Annotated in this window: 25 protein-coding genes; 10 read left to right on the top strand and 15 right to left on the bottom strand. The window is 64.5% G+C overall.

Going from position 1 to position 26,128, the window contains the following annotated elements; translation table 11 throughout:
- Nucleotides 1–12: 12 nt before the first annotated feature.
- A complete protein-coding gene (locus J3489_RS31980; protein ID WP_207004829.1) occupies nucleotides 13–1,749 on the bottom strand; it encodes an FAD-dependent oxidoreductase in 1,737 nt (578 codons plus the stop codon).
- 103 nt (nucleotides 1,750–1,852) lie between these two features.
- Complete coding sequence (locus J3489_RS31975; protein ID WP_207004828.1) at nucleotides 1,853–2,854, bottom strand: DedA family protein/thiosulfate sulfurtransferase GlpE; 1,002 nt, start codon at nucleotides 2,852–2,854, stop codon at nucleotides 1,853–1,855.
- Nucleotides 2,855–2,894: 40 nt separating this feature from the next.
- Between J3489_RS31975 and J3489_RS31970 the strand changes: the two genes are divergently transcribed.
- Nucleotides 2,895–3,143: a hypothetical protein gene (locus J3489_RS31970; protein ID WP_207004827.1), complete on the top strand. Its 249-nt coding sequence runs from the start codon at nucleotides 2,895–2,897 to the stop codon at nucleotides 3,141–3,143.
- 12 nt (nucleotides 3,144–3,155) lie between these two features.
- Here J3489_RS31970 and J3489_RS31965 read toward each other — a convergent pair whose 3' ends face one another.
- From J3489_RS31965 to J3489_RS31950, 4 genes are all read right to left on the bottom strand, one after another.
- Entirely contained in the window at nucleotides 3,156–3,401 is a 246-nt protein-coding gene (locus tag J3489_RS31965; protein WP_207004826.1) for a hypothetical protein, read from the bottom strand.
- Between the two features lie 199 nt (nucleotides 3,402–3,600).
- The gene (locus tag J3489_RS31960; RefSeq protein WP_207004825.1) at nucleotides 3,601–4,170 is read right to left on the bottom strand and encodes a TetR/AcrR family transcriptional regulator; all 570 of its coding nucleotides are present in this window, start codon (nucleotides 4,168–4,170) and stop codon (nucleotides 3,601–3,603) included.
- A gap of 488 nt (nucleotides 4,171–4,658) precedes the next feature.
- Nucleotides 4,659–5,402, bottom strand: a complete 744-nt coding sequence (locus J3489_RS31955; RefSeq protein WP_207004824.1) for a cytochrome c biogenesis CcdA family protein — start codon at nucleotides 5,400–5,402, stop codon at nucleotides 4,659–4,661.
- A complete protein-coding gene (locus tag J3489_RS31950; RefSeq protein WP_207004823.1) occupies nucleotides 5,402–5,788 on the bottom strand; it encodes a thioredoxin family protein in 387 nt (128 codons plus the stop codon). Before J3489_RS31950 ends, J3489_RS31955 begins: the two co-directional genes overlap by 1 nt.
- A 206-nt stretch (nucleotides 5,789–5,994) precedes the next feature.
- Here J3489_RS31950 and J3489_RS31945 point away from each other — a divergent pair, with 206 nt between their 5' ends.
- From J3489_RS31945 to J3489_RS31935, 3 genes are all read left to right on the top strand, one after another.
- Nucleotides 5,995–6,651, top strand: coding sequence for a J domain-containing protein (locus J3489_RS31945; RefSeq protein ID WP_207004822.1), 657 nt, complete (start codon nucleotides 5,995–5,997; stop codon nucleotides 6,649–6,651).
- 137 nt (nucleotides 6,652–6,788) lie between these two features.
- Nucleotides 6,789–7,976: a GGDEF domain-containing protein gene (locus J3489_RS31940; protein WP_207004821.1), complete on the top strand. Its 1,188-nt coding sequence runs from the start codon at nucleotides 6,789–6,791 to the stop codon at nucleotides 7,974–7,976.
- Between the two features lie 337 nt (nucleotides 7,977–8,313).
- Nucleotides 8,314–8,571 carry a hypothetical protein gene (locus tag J3489_RS31935; RefSeq protein ID WP_207004820.1) on the top strand — a complete coding sequence of 86 codons (258 nt, stop codon included), beginning with the start codon at nucleotides 8,314–8,316 and terminating at the stop codon, nucleotides 8,569–8,571.
- Nucleotides 8,572–8,679: 108 nt separating this feature from the next.
- Here J3489_RS31935 and J3489_RS31930 read toward each other — a convergent pair whose 3' ends face one another.
- Nucleotides 8,680–10,272 (bottom strand): sensor domain-containing diguanylate cyclase, encoded by a 1,593-nt coding sequence (locus J3489_RS31930; RefSeq protein ID WP_207004819.1) that lies wholly within the window; start codon nucleotides 10,270–10,272, stop codon nucleotides 8,680–8,682.
- Nucleotides 10,273–10,564: 292 nt separating this feature from the next.
- On the opposite strand from J3489_RS31930, the gene J3489_RS31925 reads away from it, so the two are divergent.
- Nucleotides 10,565–10,801, top strand: coding sequence for a DUF2442 domain-containing protein (locus J3489_RS31925; RefSeq protein ID WP_207004818.1), 237 nt, complete (start codon nucleotides 10,565–10,567; stop codon nucleotides 10,799–10,801).
- Between the two features lie 72 nt (nucleotides 10,802–10,873).
- Here J3489_RS31925 and J3489_RS31920 read toward each other — a convergent pair whose 3' ends face one another.
- Nucleotides 10,874–11,230 (bottom strand): hypothetical protein, encoded by a 357-nt coding sequence (locus tag J3489_RS31920; RefSeq protein WP_207004817.1) that lies wholly within the window; start codon nucleotides 11,228–11,230, stop codon nucleotides 10,874–10,876.
- Nucleotides 11,231–11,710: 480 nt separating this feature from the next.
- Between J3489_RS31920 and J3489_RS31915 the strand changes: the two genes are divergently transcribed.
- Entirely contained in the window at nucleotides 11,711–12,088 is a 378-nt protein-coding gene (locus tag J3489_RS31915; RefSeq protein ID WP_207004816.1) for a hypothetical protein, read from the top strand.
- A gap of 32 nt (nucleotides 12,089–12,120) precedes the next feature.
- Here J3489_RS31915 and J3489_RS31910 read toward each other — a convergent pair whose 3' ends face one another.
- On the bottom strand, nucleotides 12,121–13,035 hold the full coding sequence (locus J3489_RS31910; protein ID WP_207004815.1) for a LysR family transcriptional regulator: 915 nt from the start codon (nucleotides 13,033–13,035) through the stop codon (nucleotides 12,121–12,123).
- A gap of 193 nt (nucleotides 13,036–13,228) precedes the next feature.
- Here J3489_RS31910 and J3489_RS31905 point away from each other — a divergent pair, with 193 nt between their 5' ends.
- The 3 genes from J3489_RS31905 to J3489_RS31895 all read left to right on the top strand — a co-directional run bounded on the left by J3489_RS31905 (nucleotide 13,229) and on the right by J3489_RS31895 (nucleotide 16,711).
- The gene (locus J3489_RS31905) at nucleotides 13,229–14,323 is read left to right on the top strand and encodes a tartrate dehydrogenase (protein WP_207004814.1); all 1,095 of its coding nucleotides are present in this window, start codon (nucleotides 13,229–13,231) and stop codon (nucleotides 14,321–14,323) included.
- Between the two features lie 169 nt (nucleotides 14,324–14,492).
- Complete coding sequence (locus J3489_RS31900; RefSeq protein ID WP_207004813.1) at nucleotides 14,493–15,827, top strand: MFS transporter; 1,335 nt, start codon at nucleotides 14,493–14,495, stop codon at nucleotides 15,825–15,827.
- 497 nt (nucleotides 15,828–16,324) lie between these two features.
- The gene (locus J3489_RS31895; protein WP_207004812.1) at nucleotides 16,325–16,711 is read left to right on the top strand and encodes a hypothetical protein; all 387 of its coding nucleotides are present in this window, start codon (nucleotides 16,325–16,327) and stop codon (nucleotides 16,709–16,711) included.
- Nucleotides 16,712–16,788: 77 nt separating this feature from the next.
- Here the strand turns inward: J3489_RS31895 and J3489_RS31890 are convergent, their stop codons facing one another.
- From J3489_RS31890 to J3489_RS31875, 4 genes are read right to left on the bottom strand one after another with little or no spacing between them, the layout of a single operon-like run.
- Complete coding sequence (locus tag J3489_RS31890; protein WP_207004811.1) at nucleotides 16,789–17,832, bottom strand: LysR family transcriptional regulator; 1,044 nt, start codon at nucleotides 17,830–17,832, stop codon at nucleotides 16,789–16,791.
- A gap of 13 nt (nucleotides 17,833–17,845) precedes the next feature.
- Nucleotides 17,846–19,318, bottom strand: a complete 1,473-nt coding sequence (locus tag J3489_RS31885; RefSeq protein ID WP_207004810.1) for an efflux transporter outer membrane subunit — start codon at nucleotides 19,316–19,318, stop codon at nucleotides 17,846–17,848.
- Nucleotides 19,315–20,475, bottom strand: coding sequence for an efflux RND transporter periplasmic adaptor subunit (locus tag J3489_RS31880; protein WP_207004809.1), 1,161 nt, complete (start codon nucleotides 20,473–20,475; stop codon nucleotides 19,315–19,317). The genes J3489_RS31885 and J3489_RS31880 overlap by 4 nt, the downstream gene beginning before the upstream one ends.
- On the bottom strand, nucleotides 20,468–23,662 hold the full coding sequence (locus J3489_RS31875; RefSeq protein WP_207004808.1) for an efflux RND transporter permease subunit: 3,195 nt from the start codon (nucleotides 23,660–23,662) through the stop codon (nucleotides 20,468–20,470). Before J3489_RS31875 ends, J3489_RS31880 begins: the two co-directional genes overlap by 8 nt.
- A 251-nt stretch (nucleotides 23,663–23,913) precedes the next feature.
- Here J3489_RS31875 and J3489_RS31870 point away from each other — a divergent pair, with 251 nt between their 5' ends.
- On the top strand, nucleotides 23,914–24,405 hold the full coding sequence (locus J3489_RS31870; RefSeq protein ID WP_207004807.1) for a winged helix-turn-helix transcriptional regulator: 492 nt from the start codon (nucleotides 23,914–23,916) through the stop codon (nucleotides 24,403–24,405).
- A 36-nt stretch (nucleotides 24,406–24,441) separates the two neighbouring features.
- On the opposite strand, the gene J3489_RS31865 is transcribed toward J3489_RS31870, so the two are convergent.
- Together J3489_RS31865 and J3489_RS31860 are read right to left on the bottom strand one after the other, a co-directional pair.
- The gene (locus J3489_RS31865; protein ID WP_207004806.1) at nucleotides 24,442–25,365 is read right to left on the bottom strand and encodes a LysR family transcriptional regulator; all 924 of its coding nucleotides are present in this window, start codon (nucleotides 25,363–25,365) and stop codon (nucleotides 24,442–24,444) included.
- Between the two features lie 113 nt (nucleotides 25,366–25,478).
- On the bottom strand, nucleotides 25,479–25,820 hold the full coding sequence (locus J3489_RS31860) for a DUF4148 domain-containing protein (protein ID WP_207004805.1): 342 nt from the start codon (nucleotides 25,818–25,820) through the stop codon (nucleotides 25,479–25,481).
- Nucleotides 25,821–26,128 lie beyond the last annotated feature (308 nt).

The following is a 26,128-nucleotide window of genomic DNA, read 5'->3' as shown; positions in this document are numbered from 1 at the left end:
CGTCAGCAGGCCCTAACAGCCGCCCTCTACCGGCTCCCCGGCGAGCGCGGCCAGCATCTTGTGAATTTGCGCGACCACCGCGGCGCCTTCGCCCACTGCCGCAGCTACCCGCTTGGTCGAACCTGCACGCGCGTCGCCGATCGCGAACACGCCTTCGACCGACGTCGTCAGGCTCGAACTGAGCGCCGAACCGGGCGCGTTGCCGCTCGCTCCGCCCGGTCCGTCGGAGCCGGTCAGCACGAAGCCCTTGGGGTCGAGCTCGACACTGCAGGTACGCAGCCAATCGGTGTTCGGATCGGCGCCCGTGAATAAGAACAGGTGCCGCACATCGAAGCGCGTCGTGCCGTTTTCGAGCGGGGCCTTCAAGACCACCGCGCCAAGTCCGCCTTCATCGCCCTCCAGGCTTTCGATTTCCGAATGCGGATGCACGGTCACGTTCGGCAAGGCGGCGATCCGGTCGATCAGATAGCGCGACATCGTCGCTTCAAAGCCGCTTCTGCGGATCAACACATGCACATGCTTGGCATGCGTCGCGAGATAGACGATCGCTTGTCCTGCGGAATTGCCGCCGCCCACCAGCACGACTTCCGAATGCTTGCACAAGCGCGCTTCCACAGGCGAGGCCCAGTAATAGACGCCGCGTCCGTCGAACTTGTCGAGACCTTGGATATTCGGCCGCCGGTAGACCGCGCCGCTTGCGATCACCACCGACCTCGACGAGATCGAGCCGCCGCAGCCCGTCTCCAGCCGGTACGGCCGCTCGCCGCAATCGAGCGCCGTGATTCTCACGGGGATCGCCACATGCGCGCCGAATTTCTGTGCCTGGACGAATGCCCGCCCTGCGAGCGCCTGTCCCGAGATGCCCGTCGGAAAGCCGAGATAGTTTTCGATCCGTGCGCTTGCGCCGGCCTGGCCGCCAGGCGCGCGGGAATCGCACACGATCACCGACAGCCCTTCCGACGCCGCATAGACGGCAGTCGCGAGCCCTGCCGGGCCGGCGCCGACGATCGCGACGTCGTACACGCAGGAGTCGTCGAGATCCGGCAGCAGGCCGAGCGTCGACGCGAGCAGCGCGTCGCTCGGACGGCGCAGCACGGTGCCGTCGGGACACATCACGAGCGGCAGATCCTCGGGTTCGGCCGAAAAGTTCTCGACGAGCGCGCGCGCATCGTTGTCGGCGCCCACGTCGAGCACCGTGTGCGGATGGCCGTTGCGCGACAGGAATCCCTGCAGCGCGACAAGCCTGGCCTCGTTGCTGCGTCCGATCAGCACCGGGCCGCCGGCGCCTTGCTCGATCAACGCGACGCGCCGCAGAATCAGCGCGCGCATGATCCGCTCGCCGAGCTCGGCTTCGGCGACGATCAACGCACGCAATTGGTCAGGCGGGACGAGGAGGGCGTCGACGGGGCCGACCGCCAGTCCGTCGACGAGCGAATGCCGCCCCGAGAGCTGGGCGACTTCGGCCATGAAATGGCCTCTTTCGTGTTCGACGATCAGATGCTCTTTGCCGAAGCCGTCGTGCCGCAGGATGCGCACGGCGCCGCTGAGGATGACGAACATCCCGGGGCCTGGGCGGCCGGCCTGAAACAGCAGTTCGCCCGATTCCCAGTGCTGTTGAGTGCCGAAGCGCCGTATCCGCCGGATCTCCTCGGGCGTGAGCAGCGGGAACATCTGGTGGAAGCGGGTATTGAGCGACGAGAACGGTGCATCGACTACCGGTTGTCCTTCGACATCGCTTGACGCAGGCATTCGGAAGACTCCTTGGCGGAAATTGGAAACGAACAGCGTGCGGCGGATTCGGCGAATCCGCCGGTGCATGCGCCGCTCCGGGAGCGCTCGGCGCTGAACAGGCCTAAACGGCCTTCGGCGTGGGGTCCGCGCCTGCGTCTGCCATTGTCGCGCTTGCCGTGGGCAGCGGCGACAACGGGCGGCCGGCGTCGCGCCACGCATCGAGGCCGCCGAGCAGCGGCAGCACGTCGTTGAAGCCGGCTTCGGACAGTTGCTTCGCCATCCACGCAGCCGACACTTCGTTCGGGCACGAGCAATAGATGACGAGCTTTTGTTCGGGACGGTAGGTTTTGATGATGTCCTCGATATGACGCTCGTCGGCGAACAGCGCGCCGGGAATCACGTATGGATCGAGCACGCGCTTTTCGTCCGAGCGGATGTCGAACACGACCGGCGCCGACGCTTGCTCTTGACGCATCAGGCTGTACAGTTCGTCGACTTTGATGCGCGCGGCCGCGAGCTTCCTGAGGAGCGCGCGGCGGCGCGTCCAGCGATAGGCCGCGTAGAGCAGCAGCAGCACCACGGCGACGAGCGCCGCGGCCTTGCCGAGGCGGTTGATGCCCGCGAACAGCATGTCGATCTGCTGCGAAAAGAGCGCGCCGACGATGAGCCCGACGCCCGCCCAGACCGCCGCGCCGATGCCGTCGTACAGGAGGAAGTTGCGGTAGGGCGTGTTCATCGCCCCGGCCATCGGGATGGAGACGATCGACAGCCCCGGCACGAACTTCGCCACCGCCAATACGCGCACACCCCAGCGGCCGAAGAAGCGCTCCGTCTTCTTCACGCACGTATCGCGCGACAACGAGAGCTTGCAGATGGTTTTCAGCGTATTGCCGCCGTACATGCGGCCGGCGAGGAACCAGGCGCTGTCGCCGATGAGCGTTGCAAATACCGAAAGAATCAGCACGGGCGCGAGTTGCGCCCCGACCGATTCGGGGTGGAGCGCGGCCATCGCTCCGAATAGAACGAGCGTCGGCAGCGCGGGAACAGGCAAACCCAGCGATGCAGCCAGCACGTTGGCAAATACGAGCGCCGGGCCATAGCGCACGACGAGGTCATGTAGCATCGGCTTACTTCCTCGGCCTTTGACAGGTCTGTGAGGCGGTTTGGAAACTTATCGATTATCACGCATTTCATTGACCGGCGAGCGCCACCCGCGCAATGCCCATGCGTGTCGTGCCGTCTTTCAGTTTATTCAATATTGCTCAGTCGGCGCAGTCCAAAACACCGGGCCGAATGAAAAAAAGGAAGGCGCGCAGCGCCGCTTTGGCGGCGTCGCTCGGGGAGCGGCGTTCCGGCGCACCCATGCGCCGGAACGCCGGCCGCCGGAACGGACCATTGAATGTGACGCTTGAAGTTCAGCCGGCTCAGCGGGCGTGAGGCTCGCCGGGCAGCTCGGCCCCGTGTGCGCGAATCGCGGCGATCAATTCGGCAGGCGTGATTTCGTAGCGCACTTCCCGGTGGATGCCGGGCTTGCGTTCGTCGAGATCGATCAGAAGAATGCCTTTGCCGTCGGCGGTTGCCTCGAGCCGCAGCGAACGGACTTCGCGGTTGGTTGCGTCGTCGAATTCGGTGAGCAGGGCCATTGCTCCGGATGAGCCGGTAGTGCGCATCGAACGTGTCCTCGAGTCGTTGTTGGATGTGATTGTACCGACTGAGTGTAACGCGATCTCGGATTTTGGCCGCGGCCTTTTTAAAGCGCACGATCGCTGCGTCGCGACGGGCGTCGCGTCCCGCTGGCCGCGGCTTGCGCTCCCGAATGTTCTCACCGCACGCGGGCCGCAGCCGCCGGCGCGGCCCGCATGCCGTGCATCAGGCGACTTGCAGGCGTTCGCTTTCGACGAGGGCTGCCGCCATCTCCCACGCATCGAGCGCGGCGTCCTGGCGGCCGCTGACCTGAGCGGAAAGCGTTGCGCCGTCGAGCAGCATCACGCAGCGGCGCGCGGCTTTCTCGGCGTTTTCGGCATCGAGGACGCCGCCGAGAATACCCGCGAGCGTGCGAATAAATCCCTCTTTTTGGGCCGATGCTGCCGCGAGAATTTCGTTTTCCTCCGCGTGGAATTCGGCGGCGGCATTGGTGAACATGCAGCCGGTGAAAGTATCGGAATTGATCCACGTGTTGTGCCAAAGGAAAACCGCATGCAGTTTTTCCATTGGATCGGAATACGGTGCGACGGCAGTGGCGATATCGGCGGCACGCGCCGCGTTTTGAGTATTGAGTACTTCGACGACGAGCTTGCTCTTCGACGGAAAGTACTTATACATCGTCATCTTTGCCACTTGCGACTCGGCAATAATGCGATCGATACCCACCGCGTGATAGCCGTATTGCGCAAATAACCGCGTGGCGGTGCCGACTAGCGCTTTCTTTTTCTCGCTCATATTGGATTCCCGGGGTTTGTGTGCGAAAGTGCCGCGTTTTGCGTCGGGGGCGGCGCACTGAGAACATTTCTGAAACAATCCGCCACATTAAAGCTCTCGGATGAAATAACCGCTTTAGCTCGCCGGCAAAACTATTCAAAGCACATGACGAATCCGAGAGTCGTCATTCAAATCCAATTGAGCGATAAAATCAAGCATTAGTTTTCATTATCTAAATCGTTAATCGCGCCATTTGTTGTTTTATTGATTGAAACGGGATGCGGGCAAAATCGAGGGTTGCCACGTGGCCGGCGCGTCGCTCGCCGATTTTGATTATTTCAAGCGCGTGAACGAAAAGCAGGGAACACCCGCCGGATCGGCGGCGCCGGAACTTATCCCCATTTTTTGTTGGCAAGGCTGTGGGTAACTTGGGCACAGGCCGACCAAGTGGTTGACCGGCAAGCGTTCTTTGCCGGGGGCGCTCGCGTGAGCACGCGAACGCCTGTCGCTCAGATCGAGGTGGTCAGCGCAGTCAGCCAGTCCGGGCTCAGTGCCAGCAGCGCCGCTTCGAGCTGGCGATCGAGTCCGGACACGATCAAGACGCCGAACGCGACGAACAGCGTGCCGAGCACGATCCGCCCCGTCGCGCCGACGGCGCTGACGCGGCCGCGGAATTTAACCAGCGCCGCGCGCGAGAACGTACCCAGCAGCATCAACGGCAACGCTGCGCCGATGCCGAAGCACGCCATCAGCGCGGCGATGTTGCCGAGGTGCTTGCCTTGCGCCGCGAGCGTCGTCGCCGCGCCGAGCGTCGGGCCGACGCAGGGCGCCCACACCGCGCCGAGCAGCAGGCCGATTGCGAACTGGCCGAGCACCGTCTCGCCTTTCAGCTTGGCAAGCCATCCTTGCGCGCGGTCCGCGAGCGGAGAGACGCCGCTCGCGAAGCGCGCCTGCAAACGGCGCGACAGCATCGCGAGGCCGAACGCGATCAGGAGCCCCGCTGCGATTTTGCGCAGCACGTCGTCATCGAGGCCGAGCGAGGCGCCGGCGGCGGCCAGGAAAATTCCGATCGCGGCAAACGAAAGACCCAGTCCGGCCGCGAGCGCGAGCGGCCCCAGGCGGTGCGCGGCCAGCGCCGAAGCCATCAGGATCGGAATCAGCGGCAGCACGCAGGGCGAGAGCGTCGACAGCACGCCCGCGAGCAACCCGAGACCGTACGTGCTCCAGGCGAAGGCGCCGCCCGCCAGGTCCATCACAACGCCTTTTCGAGGGTGCTCTTGATTGCCGGTTCGGCGGTTTCACCGGTCGAGCGGGCGACTTCGTGCCCGTTCTTGAAGACGACGAACGTCGATTGCTGCGTGACGTGCAACGCGCGCTTGAGCGCAACCTCCTTGTCGTAGTCGGCTTCGAAGAGCGTCACGTCTTTCAGGCCGGCCGACGCGCTGAGCCGGTCGACGATCGGCTGCTGGATCTTGCAGGTCGGACACCACGTCGCGTGGAAGTAGACGACGACCGGCTTGCCTTCGGCCTTCAATTTGTCGAAGGCGGCCTGATCGAACGGCCGAACGCCTGCCGCCGCGAGTCCGGAGGCGAACAAGAGGCAAATGCCTGCGAGATATCCGACGATGCGTTTCAACATTGCGGTTCTCCAGAGACTTGCTAGGCCGACGGGCTCAGGAACCCCAAATACTCATACGCGGCGGGCGGCGATTCAGATGCAGCGCCGACGAACTCGCCGAGCGCTGGGCGTATGGTACTTCATGCCCGAGACGCGGCTCGAGCGTCCCGGCGCTGCCATGCATGCGTGCTACGATGGCCCGGCATGCAACTCGGATCGAGCAAGGGATGGCGACGCTATATGACAGGCTGGGTGTGCGCGAGGACGCCACCGTCGACGAAATCAAAGCCGCTTATCGCAAGGCAGTGATGAAGTGGCATCCCGATCGCAACGCCGGCCGCGAGGAGCAGGCCCGCGCTGCGTTTCTCGAGATCAAGGAGGCTTACACGATCCTTTCGGACCCTTTGCAGCGCAAGGTGTACGACGCCGTGTACGCGGACGAGATGCGGCGCTGGGACCGCCAGCAGGAACACGAGGCGCGCATGAAGACGGAGCGCGAAGCACAGGCCCAGGCCGCCGCCGAGGCGTCATACGCGGAGCTCGTAAAAATGGCGATGCGCTTCGCGGAAGAAGGGCATAACCGCGACGTGCTGTTCGGCGTGCTGCTTGGCCGCGATTGCGACGTTCCGCTCGCGACGCGTATTGCCAATAGCGTTTGGGCGCTGCATGAATCGCGCAAGGCGCCGGCGCCGGCGCCCGCGCCCGCTCCCGCCAATGTCGCCGAGACCGAAGCGCCAGCCGAGGAGCCGGCTGCGGCGGCCGCCGCAGAACCTGCGCCCGCCGCCGAACCGGAGCCGCCGAAAGACGAGGCGGCCGCTCAAGACCCGCGCCACTCCGGCGTGTTCAATTCGCTGTGGCACAGCTTTTTCGGGCTGCGCTCGTAGCGGGATCGCTGCGATTCCCAAGTTGGTTGCATGCGCAACAATTCGGCGCACCGGCATCAAGTGTGCGCGAGGGCGGCCGTTAACCTGTTTGTCGACACACGTTGCGGTGTTTTGGCGGCACCTCGTCCCGCGCGCCTATGCTATTCAGCCCAGTCAGCATTCTTGCCGTCACCGTTCTCTCCGGCCTCATGAGCATGGCTGTGCTCGGTTCATTGCGGTCCGCCGCGATTCCGGGGCTGACGTACTGGATCGGCGCCAACGCTGTGTCGATCGTCTCGTTCGTGCTTTTCGCGATGCAAGGGCACGCGCCGCGCGGCATCGCGATCCTTTGCGCGAACGGATTGCTCGCCTATGCCGTGCTGCTCGTGTTGCACGGCTGCCGTCTGTTTTTCGGCCAGCGACGCGCCTGGTGGCCGGAATACGCCGCGCTCGGCGTCATGATGCTGGCGATTGCGTACTGGACTTACGACACCCCCGACATCTTTGTCCGCATCGCAGCCGTCTCGGCGTTTCACGCCTATATCTACGTGGCGGTCGGCTGGCTTGCGTACCGGGCGCGTCCGCCGCAGCGGCCGAAGTACACCTACCGGTTCGTGACGGTCGTCGCGTTTCTCGGCGGCGCGGGGCACGCGGTGCGCGGCCTCACCTACGGCCTCGGGCTGATTCGCCAGCACGCGCTCTTGGAAGCAACGCCGCTCAACGTCGCCTTTCTCGGGCTCGGCATTCTGATGCTGCCGTGCCTGTCGATCGGCATGGTGATGCTCGCGCACGACCGCATGGCTGAGCGGCTCGAACGCCTCGCGAACGTCGACGAACTGACGAGCGCGCTTGCGCGCCGTGCGTTTCTCGCGCAGGCGCAGGCGATGGCGAAAGCGGTGAAGGGCATGAAGAAGCGGCTCTTCATGGCGATCGTCGACATCGATCACTTCAAGGCCATCAACGACAAGCACGGCCACGCGAGCGGCGATCTCGTGCTGGCGCACTTCGCGTCCGTCGTCGCCTACAATCTGCGCTCGAGCGATATCTTCGGCCGTCTCGGCGGCGAGGAGTTTGCCGTGTTCTTTCCGGCCGACGAAGGCGAGCAGGCGGCCGGGATGATCGACCGGCTGCGCGTCGGCGTATCGGTGTCGCGCTGCAAGGTTGCGGCGGGCGAGCTGTCGTGCACGTTCAGCGCCGGCGTCGACGAATACCGCGACGGCGAACCGCTCGCGGATCTGATGGCGCGCGCCGATCACGCGCTGTATGCGGCGAAGAGCCAGGGCCGCAATCGCGTCGCGGCGGCGTGGTCGCTCGATCTCGAAGCCGAGAGCGCGGGGCCGCTTTGATTCGTGCGCCATGTTTGTCTGGCATTTCCAGCCGCATTCCCTATATTTATTCAAGCGGCGCGGCCTAATTCGCGTTCGCCGACTCACCAAGTCATGATGCGCAGAATTACGTGCCCTCTTCCGCACGCATCTGCCAGCGCTAATCGGGCCTATCGGCATTAGCGTCGTGCGCTCGAAACCGGATTCAGCGTTTCAGCGCTTACGTCCCCAAGAAGCACAAGAAAGTCCAATTCCCGGACCATTGCACGCCGGCTGAATGCTGGCGTGCCAAGACATCCAGACTAGCGAGCCGCCTCGATTTTCAAGCAGGCGACTAGCGCATGAAAGGAGTGCCGACATGAAATCACGCTTGGTATTGCCGATAGCGGGTGCTCTGCTGCTGGCGGCGGCGGGCGCGGTGAGCGCAGCGGAAACGCAGCCGGAAAACCAGCAAACGCCGGGTCAGGCGGCGATGATGAAGAACGCGGATACGTCCGCGCAATCGAGCACGGATACCGCCTATGGCGGCGTGTCGGATATGCGCGGCGCGTCTGGCGGCATGCGCGTGCACGCGTGTCCGTCGCGGCCCCAATGCGACATTTTCTTTGGCCAGTGACTTTCGGCCTCGCCTAAAGCCGCTGCTGCCGCTCTCGGTCGTGCGCGTCCTGCCGGAGCAATTGTGTCGACTGGAGGCGCTGCGGCGCGGCGGCGAAATCGAGTTCGACTAGGCCACTTGGCCGCTTCCGCGAGTCGCATGCCGGTTCGCCGGCGCGACGGCCGTTTCGTTGTTCCCGTTGGCCGCCGCAAAACGAAACGTTCCTTTTCCGGCTGTTTTCGCGTCATACAGCGCGGCGTCTGCGCGCCTCATCAAGCGTTCGAACGAATCGCCGTCGACGGCGAATGCAATGCCGATGCTGGTGCCGATGCCGACCGTCTCGCCGGTCGACAGCAGGTACGGTTCCGATAGCCGGTAAATGACGCGCTCGGCGAGCGCTTCGCTCATCGCCGGCGCCGCGCGCTCGACGATGACGGCGAACTCGTCGCCGCCGATGCGGGCCACCAGCTCGCCGTCCCCGCATCGAAGCATCGCGCGCAAGCGCGCTGCCACGGCAGCCAGGACCTCGTCTCCGGCGTGATGGCCGAGGCTGTCGTTGACCTGCTTGAAGCCGTCCAGATCCAGGTACATCACCGCGAGCGGCGGCGCTTGATTGGCGGCGTTGCGCGCCAGCAACTGGCCGAGCCGCTCGCTCAATTCGCGGCGGTTCGGCAGGCCCGTGAGCGGATCGTGACGCGCCAGGTGCAGGATTTTCGCTTCGGTCAGGCGGCGCTCCGTCACGTCCTCGATGATGATGACGGCGCTGCCGTCCGGCACCGGGTTGCGCGTCATTTCGAGCCGGCGGCCGTCGTTGAGCGGCAGGTCGAGCGGGGTGCGTTCCTCGGCGAGCCACGTGGTGCATCGCTCGACAAGCTGTCTTCTGAGCGTCTCCCCGAACTTCGCCAGGCCCGCGTGCCCGATGAACTCCGGCAGCGGCACATTGAGCCTCAGCATTTCGACCGTCGCGCCGAACAATTCGGCCGTCCGGCGGTTCGCGATCACGACTTTGCCGGCATCGTCGATCGTGCAGAGGCCGTGCGGCATGTGGGTCAGCGCCGCGTCGAATCGCGCCGCCAGTTCGGCGTGCTTTTGCTCTGCCGTCATGAGCGCGACGAGGCTGCCGTAGTGGCGCCGGACGATCGAGGCCATGCCGCAGATATAGAGAAAGAGCGGCGGTATGAGAATCCATGCCGAGCTGCGCGGCGCGAGCGCGGCACCGACGCCGATGGGCAGCGCGCCGAGGCAGATCTGCGCGATGGCGAGCCGCGGCAACGCCGCGTTGCGCGACGCGACGCCGCCGAGAATGCCGGCCGTCACCATCGTCGCGAGCGAGGCCAGCTCGGAGTCGGGCGACATCACGCAGGCCATCGTTCCGGCGCCCAGCGCGAAGCAGTAGAGGAGCGATACCGGTGCGTATCGCACTGCCCAGGGGGCGGGATGCACGGCCTCGGCGCGGTTGCGCGCGACATAGCCGTGGACGATGCCGAGCCGTCCTGCGAGCAGCGCGAGATCGGCCACGAGCCACAGCGCCGCCCATTCCTGACGCAAGCGGATGAGCGCCACGAGCGCAACGAACGCGCCGGCGGTGCCCGACATGACCAGCGACCGGGTGTTCTCGAACAGCGTCGAAAGCAGCGACGCGCGAATGGACGCCGTGACGTCGTGGTGTCCCGAAGGCGGCGTCGCGAGAATCGAATCGAGAAGGGTCAGCTTGCCTGGCATGGGTTGGCCGAATCGTGAGCGCTGCTCACCGCATGGCTTCGGGTCGCAGCATGTCCATTGCGTTATCGGCAATGGCAGCGGCTTGCTTGATAGGTGAAAACCGCTAATTGGCTCGGCGTTTGCTTCTCGCAGGCAGGCGCGCGGCGCGCCGGGGTCGAATGCGCAGCGCCCGCATACCTCGTTCCATGCCCATTCCCCGGCACCGCGGACGACGCCGGGCACTCGCTTGACGCAACCAAGCCGCGATCTATTCTGTAAGCCGTAGTCCGCTCAGTCCGCTCAGGAGACGACCATGGAAACCAGCGCCGTTGACGTACGCTTCGACCGCACCCATCTGTTCCTCGAGCTGTCCGACGGCCAGGAACTCGAGTTCCCATTGCGCTGGTTTCCGGTACTCGAAGCCGCGACCGCGGACGAACGCAGCCACTTCGCCATTTCGCTGGACCGCCAAGAGCTGTATTGGCCCGATCTCGAAGAAGACATGAGCGTCAATGCGCTGATTCAGTCATTGCCGGACACGCGGCATTGATCGGATTGCGGCGCGCGGTCGACCAAGCCGCCGCGCCGGCGGACGCCGCCCGATGGCGCCCGCTTGCCCGGCCTAGACATTCGGCGCGAGCGCCGGAGGCGTCGTAGTCGGCGGGAAGGAGACATCGCGGACCGCAAATCCGCGCGTGCTTGCCGGCTGGCGAGCGTTGTGCGCGGCCGCTTCGACGGCGAACGTGCCCGGCCCGGCGTTAATCACGAAGTGATGACGCGCATGCGTCGCAGCGGCGATTTGCACGTCGATCAACGGCGTCGTGGTCACGGCGAGGGCCACGCCCTTCGACGCGGGCAGCAGCCCGGCGAATGCCGCGATGCCGGTCCCGCATGCGGCCGTCACGGCGACAGCGGCCACGGCGGCGAGTGCACGAATACGAGTCGACTTCGATTGCGCCGCGTTCGATGAGTGTTTCATGACAGCGTCCTCCTATTCGATGCGGTCCAATATAGCGTCCGCCGGAGGCCCTCGTCCGCGCGACGGCGTGACATTTGTAAGTAAATGTCCAAGGCTGCGCTAGCCGCCGATTGCCGTCCCGTCCCGCCCATTTCCTTGCCAAAACCGCCACTCCGCGCGGGCTGACGCGAATCGAGCACTCCCGCTCGCGCGTCACTGTGATCCGAAACAGCGGGCGCCGCACGCGACACGTCTCGTTACACACAAACACAAAGGTAATCCGCTCGATCCATATCGTTGTTCCTAGCACTGACACGCGAGGAACGTCATGAAACGAATCATTGCGCTGGTCTTGATGACCATCTGTCTCGGAAGCGCGTTGAGCGGTTGCATCATCGTGCCGGAGGGCGGTTATCACGATCACGGTCACTGGCACGACCGCGATTGACCGGTCGATCGAACACGTGGACACGATGAATCCCTGCTTTCACAGGAGAGAAAATGAACGCCCCCCGTTGCATGCAGAAAAGGCCGCGTAAAAACGACATCGACAATTTTCCCCGCCCGCGCCCCAGGTCGGAACTCGTGGAATGCGCCGCGCGTTACGAGCTCGAGCTTGCGCGCGGCGCTTCGCATCTCGCGAGCACGATGTCTTATGCGACGCTCGAAGCGGCCATGGTCGAGACGGTCGCCGACTTTGTGAAGCTGCACGGCGACGACGACTTGCCGGTGTTTCTCGAACTGCTGTCGCGGCGTCTGTCGGAGCGCAAGAAGCCCGAGGCGGCGTCGGCGATTCGCATTCTCAAGGACAGTGGCCGGCCTCCCGGCGCGGATGAGCTTCGGTCGCTTTGGAGCTCGGTCGGCATGGCAATGGGCTGATGCCTTGACGAGCGGCGTTCGTGCCGCTGCGCTCAGCCGCGCTTGCCGAGCGCTTCCACGAGCATGTCGACGAACGCCTTGACGCGCGCGGTCATCTGCAGGTGCTGCGGATACACCGCATAGATGTCCGCGCCGGGCGTGCGGTATTCCGGCAACACGTGGACGAGGCGTCCGTCGGCGAGGTACTCCGCGATATCCCACTCCGCGCGCATCAGGATGCCGTGGCCGTCGAGCGCCCACTTCACCGCGATTTCGCCGTCGTTGGTGGTCAGGTTGCCGCGCACGTGCACGGTCTCCGTCTTTTCCGCCGCGCCGCGTCCGCTCGTCAAACGCCAGAGCCCGTAGGCGTCGTCGCCTTGCCGGATGCCGATGCAGTTGTGCTTCGACAGCTCGGCCGGGCTGCGCGGCAGCCGCCGGTTGGCGAAATACGCGGGCGATGCGCAGAGCAGGCGCCGATTGGGCGCGACCTTTCGCGCGATGACGCGCGCATCGGGCGGCTCGCCGAAGCGCACGCAGACATCGAAGGCATCGTCGGAAAGCGGCGGCGGGTCGACCGACAACTGCAGTTGCACGTCGACTTCCGGATACCGGCGCACGAACCGCGAAATCAACGGCGCGACGTGGCTGCGGCCGAAGCCGAGCGTCGCGTTGACCCGCAACAGGCCTTTGGGCGCGGCCTGCGCGCCGCCGAGCAACTGCGCGAGGTCGTCCATCTCGCCGAGGATGCGGCGCGCCCTCGCCAGATAAAGCTCCCCTTCGGCGGTGAGGCTCATGCGGCGCGTCGTCCGGTTGACGAGCGAGATCCCCGCCCGCCCCTCCATTTGCGCGAGGTGCTTGCTGACCGCCGCGGTCGTCAAGCCGAGCTCGCGCGCGGCGGCCGTCAGGCTGCCGCTCGCCGCCAGCGTCGAGAAAAACGCGAGGTCGTCGGGCTGTATCGAAGAGGTCATGATGCCTCCCGCTGGGCCGCCCCGAGGGAGGCATCGGCCCCCTCGGGGGGCAGCGAACGTGAGTGAGCGTGGGGGCCGTCCATCGTCTTCCCATTGTCAACTTCAAGTTAAGAATGCTTTAAGTCTAGCAACGTTTGCAGCGCCCCTCGCCGCTCTACCATCGCTCCCACATTCACATATCTGGAGACGACAGGTGAGGACTTATCGCATTGCCACGATTCCCGGCGACGGCATCGGCAAGGAAGTGGTTCCGGCCGGCCGGCGCGTGCTCGAAGCCATCGCCGCGGGCAGCCCGAACTTCCGTTTCGACTTCGAAGACTTCGATTGGGGCGGCGACTACTACCGCAAGCACGGCGTGATGATGCCGGCGGACGGGCTCGATGCGCTGCGCGGCAAGGACGCGATTCTGTTCGGCTCCGCAGGCGACCCGCACATCCCCGATCACGTGACGCTCTGGGGCCTGCGCCTGAAGATCTGCCAGGGCTTCGATCAGTACGCGAACGTGCGTCCGACGCGCATCCTGCCCGGCATCGATGCGCCGCTGAAGCGCTGCGCGCCGAAGGACCTCGACTGGGTCATCGTGCGCGAGAACTCCGAAGGCGAGTATTCCGGCGTGGGCGGCCGCGCGCACCAGGGGCACCCGATCGAAGTCGCAACGGATGTTTCGATCATGACGCGCGCGGGCGTCGAGCGCATTCTTCGCTTTGCGTTTCGCCTCGCGCAGTCGCGCCCCCGCAAGCGCTTGACCGTGATCACGAAGAGCAACGCGCAGCGTCACGCGATGGTGATGTGGGACGAGATCGCGCTGCAGGTGTCGAAGGAGTTCCCCGATGTCAAATGCGACAAGGAGCTCGTCGATGCGGCCACGGCGCGCATGGTCAACCGGCCCGCGACGCTCGACACCATCGTCGCGACGAACCTGCACGCCGACATTCTGAGCGATCTCGCCGCCGCGCTCGCCGGCAGCCTCGGCATCGCGCCGACCGCCAACCTCGATCCGGAGCGCCGCTATCCGTCGATGTTCGAGCCGATCCACGGTTCCGCCTTCGACATCATGGGCAAAGGGCTCGCCAATCCGGTCGGCACGTTCTGGTCGGCCGTCATGATGCTCGAGCATCTCGGCGAGCGGAGCGCCGCGCGTCAGTTGATGGAGGCGATCGAACGCGTGACGGCTAACCCCGCGCTCCATACGGGCGACCTCGGCGGCAAGGCGACCACCGCAGAGGTGACCGAAGCCGTATGCGCGATGCTCGCTTCGAATGCGGCGGCCAATTCGCAGGCAGCTTGAGCCGCCTAAGGACGCAAACGCAGCCGCAAACGCACATCAAGAAGACGCCCGGGCGCACACGCCACGGGCGTCTCGACGGAGACAATATGACCGACCCCCACGCTCACTATCGTTCGCTGCCCCCCGAGGGGGCGGATGCCTCCCTTGGGGCGGCCCGGCGGGAGGCATCATGACCGACCCCCACGCTCACATTCGCTCGCTGCCCCCCGAGGGGGCGGACTTGGAAACCCGTGTGGTGCGCAAGCTGATCTGGCGCATCCTGCCGTTCGTCATGCTGCTTTATTTCGTCAGCTTCCTCGACCGCGTGAATGTCGGCTTCGCGGCGCTGACGATGAACCAGGACCTCGGACTCACGCCGACGATGTTCGGCCTCGGCGGAGGCATCTTCTTTCTCGGCTATTTCCTGTTCGAAGTGCCGTCGAACCTGATCCTGCACAAGGTCGGCGCGCGGGTGTGGATCGCGCGCGTCATGGTGACGTGGGGGCTCGTGTCGGTGGCGTCGGCCTTCGTCACCGGAGAGAAGTCGTTTTACGCGTTGCGCTTTCTGCTCGGCGTGGCGGAAGCGGGCTTCTTCCCGGGCATCATCCTTTATCTGAGCGAGTGGTTTCCAGCGCGCCAACGCGCCCTGGCCGCCGCGGCGTTCATGGCGGCGGCGCCGTTGTCGACGGCGATCGGCTCGCCGATTTCCGGCGCCATCATGCAAATGCCCGCCATGGCCGGTCTCAAGGACTGGCAATGGCTCTTCATCATCGAGGCCATCCCTGCCATTGCGCTCGGCTTCGTCGTGCTGAAAGCGCTGACGGATTCGCCTGCCAAGGCGGCCTGGCTCGCCGACGACGAAAAGGCCTGGCTCACGGCAACGCTGCGCGAAGAGCGCCGCGGACGGGAGTCGGAAGGCGGGCACGTGGCAGGCGCGTTGGGCGCGCTGCGCGACCCGCGCGTGTGGGTGATGGCGATGATTTACTTCGGCACGTCCGCGGGCCTCTATACGCTCGGCCTGTGGGCCCCGCTGATCATCCGCCAGTTCGGATTCTCCTCGTTGGAGACGGGCGCGTTGAACGCGATTCCGAGCGTGCTCGCCGTCATCGGAATGGTGCTCTGGGCGCGCCGTTCCGACCGCAGCGGCGAGCGGACCTGGCACGTCGTGATTCCTTGCGCTGCGGCGTGCGCGGGACTCGCCTGGGCCGGCTTCGCGGATTCCGCGTTGAGCGTGGTGCTCGCGCTCGTCATCGTCAACGTGGGCATCAGCGCCGCCAAGGCGCCGCTTTGGGCGATGCCGAGCACGTTCCTCTCGGGTGCCGGCGCCGCGGCCGGCATCGCGATGATCAATTCGATCGGCAACCTCGGCGGATTCGTCGGGCCGTTCGCGATCGGCTGGCTGAAGACGCTGACGGGCGGATACGCAGCGGGGCTCTATGTCGTCGCGGCGAGTCTTGCGCTATCGGCGATGCTCACGCTGGCCGTCGGCCGGCGAGGGTATCGCGCGACGCCGGTTGCGCGCTGAGCCGGGATACACGCGCCAACTGCCGTCGCCATGGCGGAAGAAATACAAGGCACGCACGCCGGATCGCGATAACGCTTCGACGCAAACGTAGCGCCCTCCATCAAAGCGGGTACGGCCGAACGCCGTGACCCGCACCGCCGCCGCCCACTCCGGCGCGAGCCATTTCTCGACTTGGCCGCGCAAGGAATCCTCGATTGGGGTCTTCATGTTTCGCTCCGCTCGGCGATGGGGTTGGCGTTGCGCCGTTCCCCTCCATAACGCCTTGGCAGAGCGCGCTGTTGACCTGCGCGTTGTGAGTTCTGAAACCGGATATTTCTCGGCCGCACACGGGTTACATGTGACACCTTTGGATACACAAAAACACACGCGCGGTATGCCGTCTCGATAAAGTGCGCTTCATTGACAGCTGCTGTGAAGGCTACTGCCGCGACTGCGACTGAGCGTAGCGAAAACGACTGTGCATTCCTTTGCTTAAACCCACATACCCGAGAAAAATCATGGCCCTCACACGAAGCCGCTGGATTGCGTTAGCACTGATTGCAGGCGCTGGAATTGGGGCATCGTCCGCGGCGTTCGCGCACGTCGATGTCGGTGTCGATATCGGCATTCCCGGGGTCGTGTATGCGCCCCCGCCTCCACCGGTGGTCTACGCACCGCCGCCGCCTGTCGTTTATGCGCCGCCTCCTGAACCCGGTGTGGTCGTGGTGAGTCCCGGCTGGTACGGCGAGCGCTACTACGACGGCGATCGCTACTGGGGGCGCCGCGAGTGGGAGGAACGGCACCATGGCTGGGATCACGAGCACGACGACCGGCACCACGAGCGCGAGGCGGAGTGGCATCACGATCATGGCGGCGGCGACTGGCATCACGATCACGACCATTGATGTCGGCGGGCAGTCGGAAGCGGTGCGCGCGCGTTCGAGCGAATCGGAGCGCGGCGCCGCGGATTTCTACCTGTTTCTCAGCACAGCACCCGAGTTGAAGCGGTGGAAACGGGCCGCGCGAAGTCCGCTGAACTGCCGTCCCGCACGCTTGCCATGTTTCGCGGCAATCTCGGTTCAACGTCTTTCCCAGGCGTACCGGCAATGCCTATGTCGTCTGCGCGTATCGCGTCGGTTATCCATTCCCGGACGAACTGGACCCACGTCCTGATCTTCGCATCGAGATATTGTCGGGAAGCGTAAACCGCGTAGACATTGAGCTCCTGCAGATGATAGTCGGGCAGCACCCTGACCAGGGAGCCCGCTCGCAAAGCGGAACGGATGGCGAGCGTCGGAAGGGTCCCGATGCCCATGCCTTCGTGCAATGCCACCGCCATCGCGTCGGGCATGTTCACCTTGAAGCGGCTGGCGGGAAGCTGGAATTCGCGTTCTCCGTCCGGGCCGATGAGCAGCCATCGGTCCGACGCAAACATGGGCAGCGCCAGCTGCAGGCACGAATGGCGCGCGAGATCTTTCACGGTGCGAGGCGTGCCATGGACCTCGAGATAGCGCGGCGCGGCGCACAGGACCGTGCGGATAGCCCCCAGATGATGGGAAACGAGGTTCGAATCCGGCAGCGCATCGCGCGACAGCCGGATCGCCACGTCGTAGCCTTCTTCCAGAAGGTCCGGCACGCCCTGCGTCAGCGTCAGGTCGACGGTGACTTCCGGATAGCACGCCTGATAGGCGGCAATCGCAGGTATGACGTAGTTCTGGCCGATGCTCGACATCGCATGAATCCTGAGTGTCCCTGCCGGAATGGCACGGGCGTCCGAAGCCTCCGCTTCGGCTGCGGCGACCGATGCCAGAATCTCGCGGCAACGTTCTAAATACCGCTGGCCGGCTTCGGTCAACGCGACACGGCGTGTCGTGCGGTTCAAGAGGCGAGTGCGCAGATGACCTTCGAGCTCGGAGATCCAGCGCGATATCACAGGCAGCGTCGTTGACAACTGATGTGCCGCTTTCGTGAAGCTGCTGGTTTCTGCGACCGCGACAAAAGCCTTCATGTTTCTGATGGTATCCATACTTCGCGTCCGCCTACAAAGAGGGATCGTTTCGGCGATGAAGGAAAGCGACCGAGTCGGTCGTGGTGCCGGGCGCCAGCCCGTCCTTGCGCTGCCAGCCGCCGCCAAGCGCCTTGATGAGCGACACGTCGGCGGTCATCCGGCGCGTCGCGATGTCGACCTGCGTCAGTCGTGCGGTGAGCTCGATGTTCTGCGCCACGATGACGTTGTAGTAGTTGGCCAGCCCCCCGGAATAGAGATGCGTCGCCTGTGCCGTCGAATCCGCGGCGGCGGTCACGGCCGCCTGCTGGCTGATGGCCTCGCGAGCGAGGAGGCGCAGCGACGCGAGACTGTCCTCGACCTCGCCGTACGCATCGAGTACGGTCTGGCGGTATTGTGCCGCGGCCTCCTCATAGGAAGCGCGGGCGCGGTCGTTGAGCGCACGACGCTTGCCGCCGTCAAAGAGGTTCACGACGGCGGAAGGGCCCAGCGACCACGCTTGCGCAGGTGCCGTGAAGAGGTGGTTCGGCATGGCTGCCTCGACACCGAGCAGCGCGTTCAAATTGAAGGCCGGGTAATAGGCGGCCTTGGCGACGCCAATGTCCGCATTGGCGGCCGCGACCCGGCGTTCCGCCGCCGCGATGTCGGGACGCCGCTCGAGCAGGGCGGCCGGCAGTACCGGCGCGACGTCGGGCGGCGTTGCATCGAGCTTGTTTTCAGGCAGCGCGAAGCCCGCCGGCGGCTGTCCCGTGAGGATCGCGACGGCGTGTTCGAGATTCGTCCGCTTCAGCCGGATCTCGGTGGCCTGCGTCGTAGCGCTTTCGAACTGGGCCTCGGCCGCGGAGACGTCCGGCTTTGCCGCGTACCCGATGTCGAACCTCGCCTGCGTAAGCTCCAGCGCTTTGCGATAGTTCTCGACCGTCCGGTCGAGCACGTCCTGTTCGGCATCGTCGCCGCGCAGGATGAAGTAGTCGTTGGCGAGCTCCGCATGGAGGCTCAGATCCACCGTGGCGAGATCGCCGGCGCTGGCCTGCTCCCGGTCCGCGCCGGCCTTCGCCTGGTTGCGCACGCGGCCCCAGACGTCGATTTCGTAATCGAAGTCGAGTCCGAGGCTGTAGTTCTTGAACGATCGGTTCGGCAACGGATTCGCCGCGTCGCGCGACAAGCCCTCGCGCAACGCGGACCCGCTCGCGTCGAGCGTGGGGTAATAGTCGGCCTGCGCCGTCTTTGCGTCGGCGCGCGCTTCGTCGTACTGGGCGACCGCAGCCTTCAGGTTCTGGTTCGCGGCCGTCACCTGGTCTTCCAGCCGGTCGAGCGCCGGGTCCTGGAAGATCTGCCACCATCGCCCGCGCGGCGCCGAATCCTGCGGCGTCGCCGGCGTCCAGTCCGCGGACTCCTTAAAGCCGGCGGGCGTCGCAACGGGCGGCGGCGCGTATTTCGGCGCGAAATTGCAGGCGGAGAGCAGGCACGCGACGAGCGGTACGCCGCATTTTAGAAATCGCTTCATGACCGGCCTCCTGGAGCCGGATCGCGATCGCTCTGCACCCGCACTCGCTCGCCGTCGGCGAGCGACGCAGGCGGGTTGAGGATGATCTTCTCGCCCGGCGCCACCCCAGTCGTGACTTCGACTGTGGGACCGAAATCGCGGCCTAGCGTGACCGTATGCAGCGCGACGAGGCCACTGCTTGCGACGCTCGCCACGCGTACCCCTTCGGCCCGAAACAGCAGCGCGTTGGCCGGAATGTTCACGCCGCGCTGCGCGACCGGCACCTCGAAGTGGACATCGGTATAGCCGCCGGGAAACAGCTCGCCGCTCGCGTTGTCGGTTTCGAGTTCGACGAGCAGGGTCCGCGCGCTCGGATTGATCGCGTCGGCCGAGCGCGTGAAGTTCGCCGGGAAGGTCCGGCCCGGATATTCCGGGAACTGCAGCGCGGCCGTGACGCCGGGCTTCACGAGCGCCGCGTAGCTCTGCGGCACCTGGACATAGATCCTGAGCTTGCTGGTATCGGCGACCCGGAAGAGTTCCGGCCCGCTGCCGCTGCCGGCATTGATCAGGTCGCCGACATCGGTTTCGCGCGCCGTGACGACCCCGTCGTAGGGCGCCGCGACTCGCTCGAACCCGACCAGTTGAGTCAGACGCTCGACATTCGCCTCGGCGGCGGCGACGAGCGCGGCCTTGGCCGCGGCATCGCTGGTTGCCTGATCGTCCTGCTCGGCCGAGACGGATTGCGTCGGCAGCAACGCGTGGACGCGTTTCGCCGTTTCCTGCGCAATGAGGTTGTTCGCCTTTGCCGTTGCCAGGTCGGCCTTGGCCTGGCGGAGCTGCTGGTCGACTTCGGGCGAGTCGATCTCGGCAAGGAGCGTCCCGGCCTTCACGCGCGTGCCGATGTCGGTGTACCAGTGCTTCACGTAGCCGCTGGTGCGCGCGTAGATCGGCGTCTCGTATTCGGCCTGCACCGTGCCGGGAAGCACGAGCGCTTCGTCGGCGGGGCCGGCGGCGGCCGGGATCACGGAGACTGTCGGCATCGCCTCGTCGTTGGTCACCTTGACGAGCGCCGCCTCGGCACTGCCGCGCGACCAGATGCCCCAGGCGACCGCGCCGATCACGAGCACCGCGCCGCACAGCGGGAGCAGCTTGCGCCCTTGCAGTTGATGTTCACTCATGTTCAAACTCCGTATCCAATTCTCGTCGTTGCGTGGGGCCGGGTGCCGGCGCCTTCTTTTTACGGCCGTGGATCAGGCTGAACACGGCGGGCACAAAGAGCAGGGTGGCGACGGTGGCGAAGCCGAGCCCGCCGATGACGGCGCGGCCGAGCGGCGCGTTCTGTTCGCCGCCGTCGCCGAGGCCCAGCGCCATCGGCACCATGCCGATGACCATCGCGAGCGCTGTCATCAGCACGGGGCGGAAGCGGGAGAAGCCGGCGTCGGTCGCTGCCTTCAGCGCGTCGCCGCCTACCTCGAGCAGACGATCGCGGGCGAAGCTCACCACCAGGATGCTGTTCGCGGTCGCCACGCCGACGCTCATGATTGCGCCGGTGAGCGCCGGCACGGAGAGCGGCGTGCGGGTCAGGAACAACATCCAGACGATGCCGGCCAGCGCGGCGGGCAGCGCCGTGACGATGATGAAGGCGTCGGTCCAGGACTGGAAATTGATGACGATGAGCAAATAGACGAGCAGGATCGCGAAAGCGAGACCGCCGAAGAGGCCCGCGAAGGACGTCTGCATCGTCTGCACCTGGCCGCGCACCACGATGGACGAGCCGCGCGGCAGATTCTTTTGCGCCGCATCGACGAGCTTGTTGACGTCCGTCGCAACGGCACCGAGATCGCGGTCCTGCACGGCGGCGTAGATGTCGATCGTCGGCTTCACGTTGTAGTGCGAGACCACAGCCGGTCCCACGCTGCGCGTGATCGTGCTGACTGCCCCCAGGATTTGCGCCTGGCCGCCTGCCGTGGTGAGCGGCACGTTGCGAAGCGCGTCCAGGGAATCGAGCTGCGGCTGCGGTGTCTGGGTGACGATTGGATAGGAGACGCCGTTTTTCGTGTCGAGCCAGAACGTCGGGCTGGTCTGGAAGCTGCCCGTCAGCGTGAACAGCAGGACGTTGGCCACCTCGCGCTGGGACAGGCCCACATCCTGCGCGCGGCTGCGGTCGACCTTGACGTCGAACTCCGGATAGTCGAGGTCCTGCTGAATGCGCACATCGGCAATGCCCGACACGTGCCGGACCTGCTCTTGCAGCTTTTGCGCGAACGCGTTGTTGGCCTCGACGTTGAATCCGCTGACCTGGATATCGATGGGCGCCGGGGCGCCGAAATTCAGAATCTGGCTGACGATGTCGGCAGGCAGGAAAGCGAAGCTGACGCCCGGAAACGCCTTGGGCAACGATGCCCGCAACTGACGGACGTAGTCCGCGGTCGGACGATGCTTCTCTTTCAGCGTGATGAGGATGTCGGCATCGGCGGCGGTGGTCGGAGCGGAGTTGCTGTACGAGAGGTTGATGCCGCTGATCGGCAGGCCGACGTTGTCGACCACGCTCGATATCTCGGCGCCCGGAATGGTGTTCCGCACGGCCGCCTCGACGTCGTCGGTGAGCCGCGCGGTTTCCTCGACCCGCAGGCCGGCATGGCCGCGCAGGTGCAGCTTGATCTGACCGCTGTCGACCGACGGAAAGAAGTTGCTGCCGAGCCACGGGACGAGCGCAAGCGACGCCAGCATGCAGCCGAGGAACACGGGGATGAAGATGCGGCGCCGTGCAATCATTCGCGCCAGGATCCGATGGTAGCGCTGCCGCAGTGCCTCGAAGCCGCGCTGGAAGGCATCCTGCAGTCTGACGAGCGGATTGCGCGAGCCGTGCTCCGCGCCGTGCCCCTCGTGCATCCGCAGCCAGTACTTCGCGAGGGTTGGGATCAGCGTGCGGGAGAGCACATAGGAGGCGAGCATGGCGAAGACGATCGCCTCCGCCAGCGGCACGAAGAGGTAGCGCGCGACGCCGGACAGGAAGAACATCGGCACGAAAACGATGCATATGCACAGTGTGGCGACCAATGCCGGCACGGCGATCTCCTGAGCGCCTGCGAGGATGGCCGCCTCGACTTCGGCGCCGCGCTCGAGATGGGCATTGATGCTTTCGATGGCGACCGTGGCGTCGTCGACCAGAATGCCGACGGCGAGCGCCAGTCCCCCCAGCGTCATGATGTTGATCGTCTCGCCCAGAAGCGACAGCCCGATCAGCGAGCAGAGCACCGACAGCGGGATCGAAATGGTGATGATGAGCGTCGAGCGCCAGCTTCCGAGGAAGAGCAGGATCATGAGCGCGGTCAACGCGGCGGCGATGACCCCTTCGCGCACCACGCCGCTGATGGCCGCCTTCACGAACACCGATTGATCGCCGATCGGCTGGATGTCGAGCGCGGGCGGCGACGCGTTGCGCACGGATGGCAGCAGCGCTTTGATCTGGCCGATGATATCGAGGGTCGACGCGGTGCCTGTCTTCTGGATCGTCATCAGCGACGCGTGCCGGCCGTCGACGCGGACGATGTTGGTCTGCGGCGCCGAGCCGTCGCGCACATGCGCCACGTCGTGGACGTAGACGACCGTGCCGTTGACCGTCTTGATCGGCAGGTCGTTGAGGTCCTGGACGGCAACCGGACTGCCGTTCAATTTGATGTTGTACTCGAACTCTCCTACCTTCTGCGTGCCGGCCGGGATGATCAGGTTCTGCGCGTTGATCGCGTTGACGACGTCGTCGGCCGAAACGCCGCGCGCCTGCAGCAGCCGCTGATCGAGATCGACCTGCACTTGGCGCGTACGCCCCCCGTACGGAAACGGAATCGACGCACCCGCGACGCCGGCGAGCTGCGTTCTGACGAAATTGTTGGCGAGGTCGTAGAGACCCTGCTCCGGAATGGTCTTGCTGGAAAGCGCCAGCTGAATGATGGGAACGCTGGAGGCGTTATAGGAGAGGATGAGCGGCGGCGTGCTCCCTGGGGGCAATTGCTTCAGCCACGATTGCGCACCCGCCGTCAGCTGACTGATCGACAAGTCGACGTTCGTGCCGGGGTGAAAGAAGTACTTGATGACCGAAACACCCGAGAGCGACTGTGACTCGATGTGCTCGATATTGTTGACCGTGGCGAGCGTGAAACGCTCGAAGTTCCCGGCGATCCGGTCGCTCATCTCGTTCGGCGGCAGGCCGCTATAGGTCCAGATGACGCTGACGACCGGAATGTTGATATTGGGAAAGATATCCGTTGGCGTGCGCAGCACGGCGAGCGGCCCGATGATGCCGAGCAGCAAGGCCAGGACGATAAAAGTATAGGGCCTTCTGAGTGCTACCCTGACGATCCACATTATCGCACTCCATCTGGGTGCATATGCACTTGTTTGCGGGTTCCGTTATCGGCGGACGACCTGCCGATCGACCAAAAGACCGTTTAATCATGCTACCGATCCGCGAATTTAACACACGCCGGTTTAATCATGCAACCAGACGCGCTATACTGGCCCGCAAGACGGGTCGCGTCGCCGGCCCGATGTTCACGAGCCGAGTTTCGACAAGCTGCCTGTAAAGGCGCAACGAAACGCCAGAAAAAGAGGAAACCATGCGACGTACGTGCTTGAAGACCGCCGAATGCCCGGTCGCGCGATCCTTGGACATCGTCGGCGATTGGTGGACGCTGCTGATTGTCCGCGACGCGTTGAAGGGTGTTCGGCGTTTTGGCGAGTTTCAAAAGAATCTCGGCATGGCGAAGAACATCCTCAGCACTCGCCTGCGCGAGATGGTCGCCGCCGGCATCATGGAGACGCGGCCGGCCGAGGACGGCAGCGCGCATAGCGAATACCATTTGACGGAGGCCGGGCAGCGTCTGCAGACCGTGCTCGTGGCGCTCCGGCAGTGGGGCGAGCAATATCTGTTCGCTCCCGGCGAGCCGATGATGATGGCGGTCGACAAGGAGAAAGAAGAGCCGATCCGGCGCCTGGAACTCATGGCTCGGGATGGGCGAGCGCTTACGTCCGCCGACATCGCGATCCAGAAAGGGCGCGCTCCTCACCCCGCAAAATCCTCCCGGCGGGTAAGTCGGCCTGCCCGATGACACATCGTCGGGGCGGGGCTGCGTCTCCTGAATGACTCAGGCAACCGCCTTGAGCGGGGGGAAGTCCGCTTCGTCGCGGAAATATGCAGTGGTAAAGTCGACGAAGGTCCGAACCTTCGCCGTGAGTTTGCTCCGCTCTTGATAGACGAGCGAGAAACACTGAGGCGACCGATCAACGTCAAAGGCTTCCAGCAAATGTATCAAGCTACCTTGCATGATGTCACCGCGCACCAAGGGATTTGGCAGCAAGGCAATGCCCATATTCCTCAACGCCGCAACACGTGCCATCTCAGGGCTTGATGTCTTCAGCGCGCCGCGGCCGTGCTCAACGCGGTAGCATCCCGCCCGGTCTCTAAACTCCCAGGCATGCTGCAAATGTCCCGACATTTTCAGCAGCTTATGATTTTCGAGTTCACCTGGGGTTTCAGGCTTGCCGTGACCGGACAGATATGCCGGGGATGCAACAAGTACATCCGAAAACGAGAATAGCTCGCGGCATATCAACGACGAGCGCGTGGGTGGAATGTCCACAAAACCAATATCGAGGCCTCGTTCCGCAGGATCGAACTCCCCATCGAAGCTCTGAACTTCGAAATTGACTGCAGTCTGGGTCCGGCTATATGCGGACAGAAGATCGCAAAGGTACGCCGAGGCAAACACCCGCGAAGTACCGATCCGTAGCGTCCCGCGCGCGGATAATGTCGAATCGGCGATGGCCGACTCCACTTCGTCGATGTGCCGCAAGATGGTCCGGCATGCGTCCAGGTAGTCGCTTCCCGCATCCGATAGCGACAGACGTCTCGTCGTGCGGTTGATCAATCTGACGTTCAGATGCGCTTCAAGCATACCGACATGGCGCGTAACGGCGGCCGCAGACATTCCAAGGTGGGTTGCTGCGAGCGTAAAGCTCTGCAGCCTCCAAACCTCTGTGAAAACCCGCATGGCAGTTAATTGGTTCACAAATTCCTCGCCCCCTCCGGACTCTTCGCGCAACAGCCCGCATGCGCGTCAGCATTTTCTTCCAATCGGTCCATCGAGGGCAGTGTGGAGCAATTCATTGCCCTCGCTCCCGCTCAACTACCAAAATAGATGTTGCAGAAGCTGACCGGACCAGCACAGCCGTCCGGAGAACCGGAACTCGCAGGAGCGTCCTTCGTGCCGCTCGCACTTGTTCCACTCGATCCTCCCCCGGTACCGCCGGCTTGCGCCGAGTTCATTTGGGCCAGACGTTGCTGGTAGGCCGGGCTGACGTCCGGGTACGATGCGTCGGTGACCAGATTCGAGCCATGATTTTCCGCATCAATGAGTTCCTGCCGCACTTCCGCACGGGTTTTTTCCTGAGCATTTGCGTCAGTTAGAGCTGCTCCGCAAATACCAGCCACTAGGATCATGCCCAGAATGTTTCGCGCTTTCATCTCGATTCCTTTTCAGGTTGGGTTGGCATCTTCCTGACTGGCCCGTCATGACATAAGTACTTCTCGTCAGACACTTTCGTCTGTTTCATAGGAGTAAGCCGCTTAATTTGCATACCTATCCAAAGGCCATTTGAACCATCGCCCAAGTGGCAAGCACATTCGCAGGCTTGCTATTGGATATATCGGTCCTCAGACGTTTTTGGTTACGGCGGAGGAAAGAATCTGCTGGTTATAGCCGTCTCACCTCAAATGGATTGAGCGAAAACCAAGGAAGCGTCTGGTCCAACCACTGTCACGGCAAACCGGAA

Source organism: Trinickia mobilis (assembly GCF_017315705.1).
Lineage (GTDB): Bacteria > Pseudomonadota > Gammaproteobacteria > Burkholderiales > Burkholderiaceae > Trinickia_A > Trinickia_A mobilis.
The sequence above is the reverse complement of the archived record's forward strand: the minus strand, read 5'-3'. Positions and strand labels throughout refer to the sequence as shown.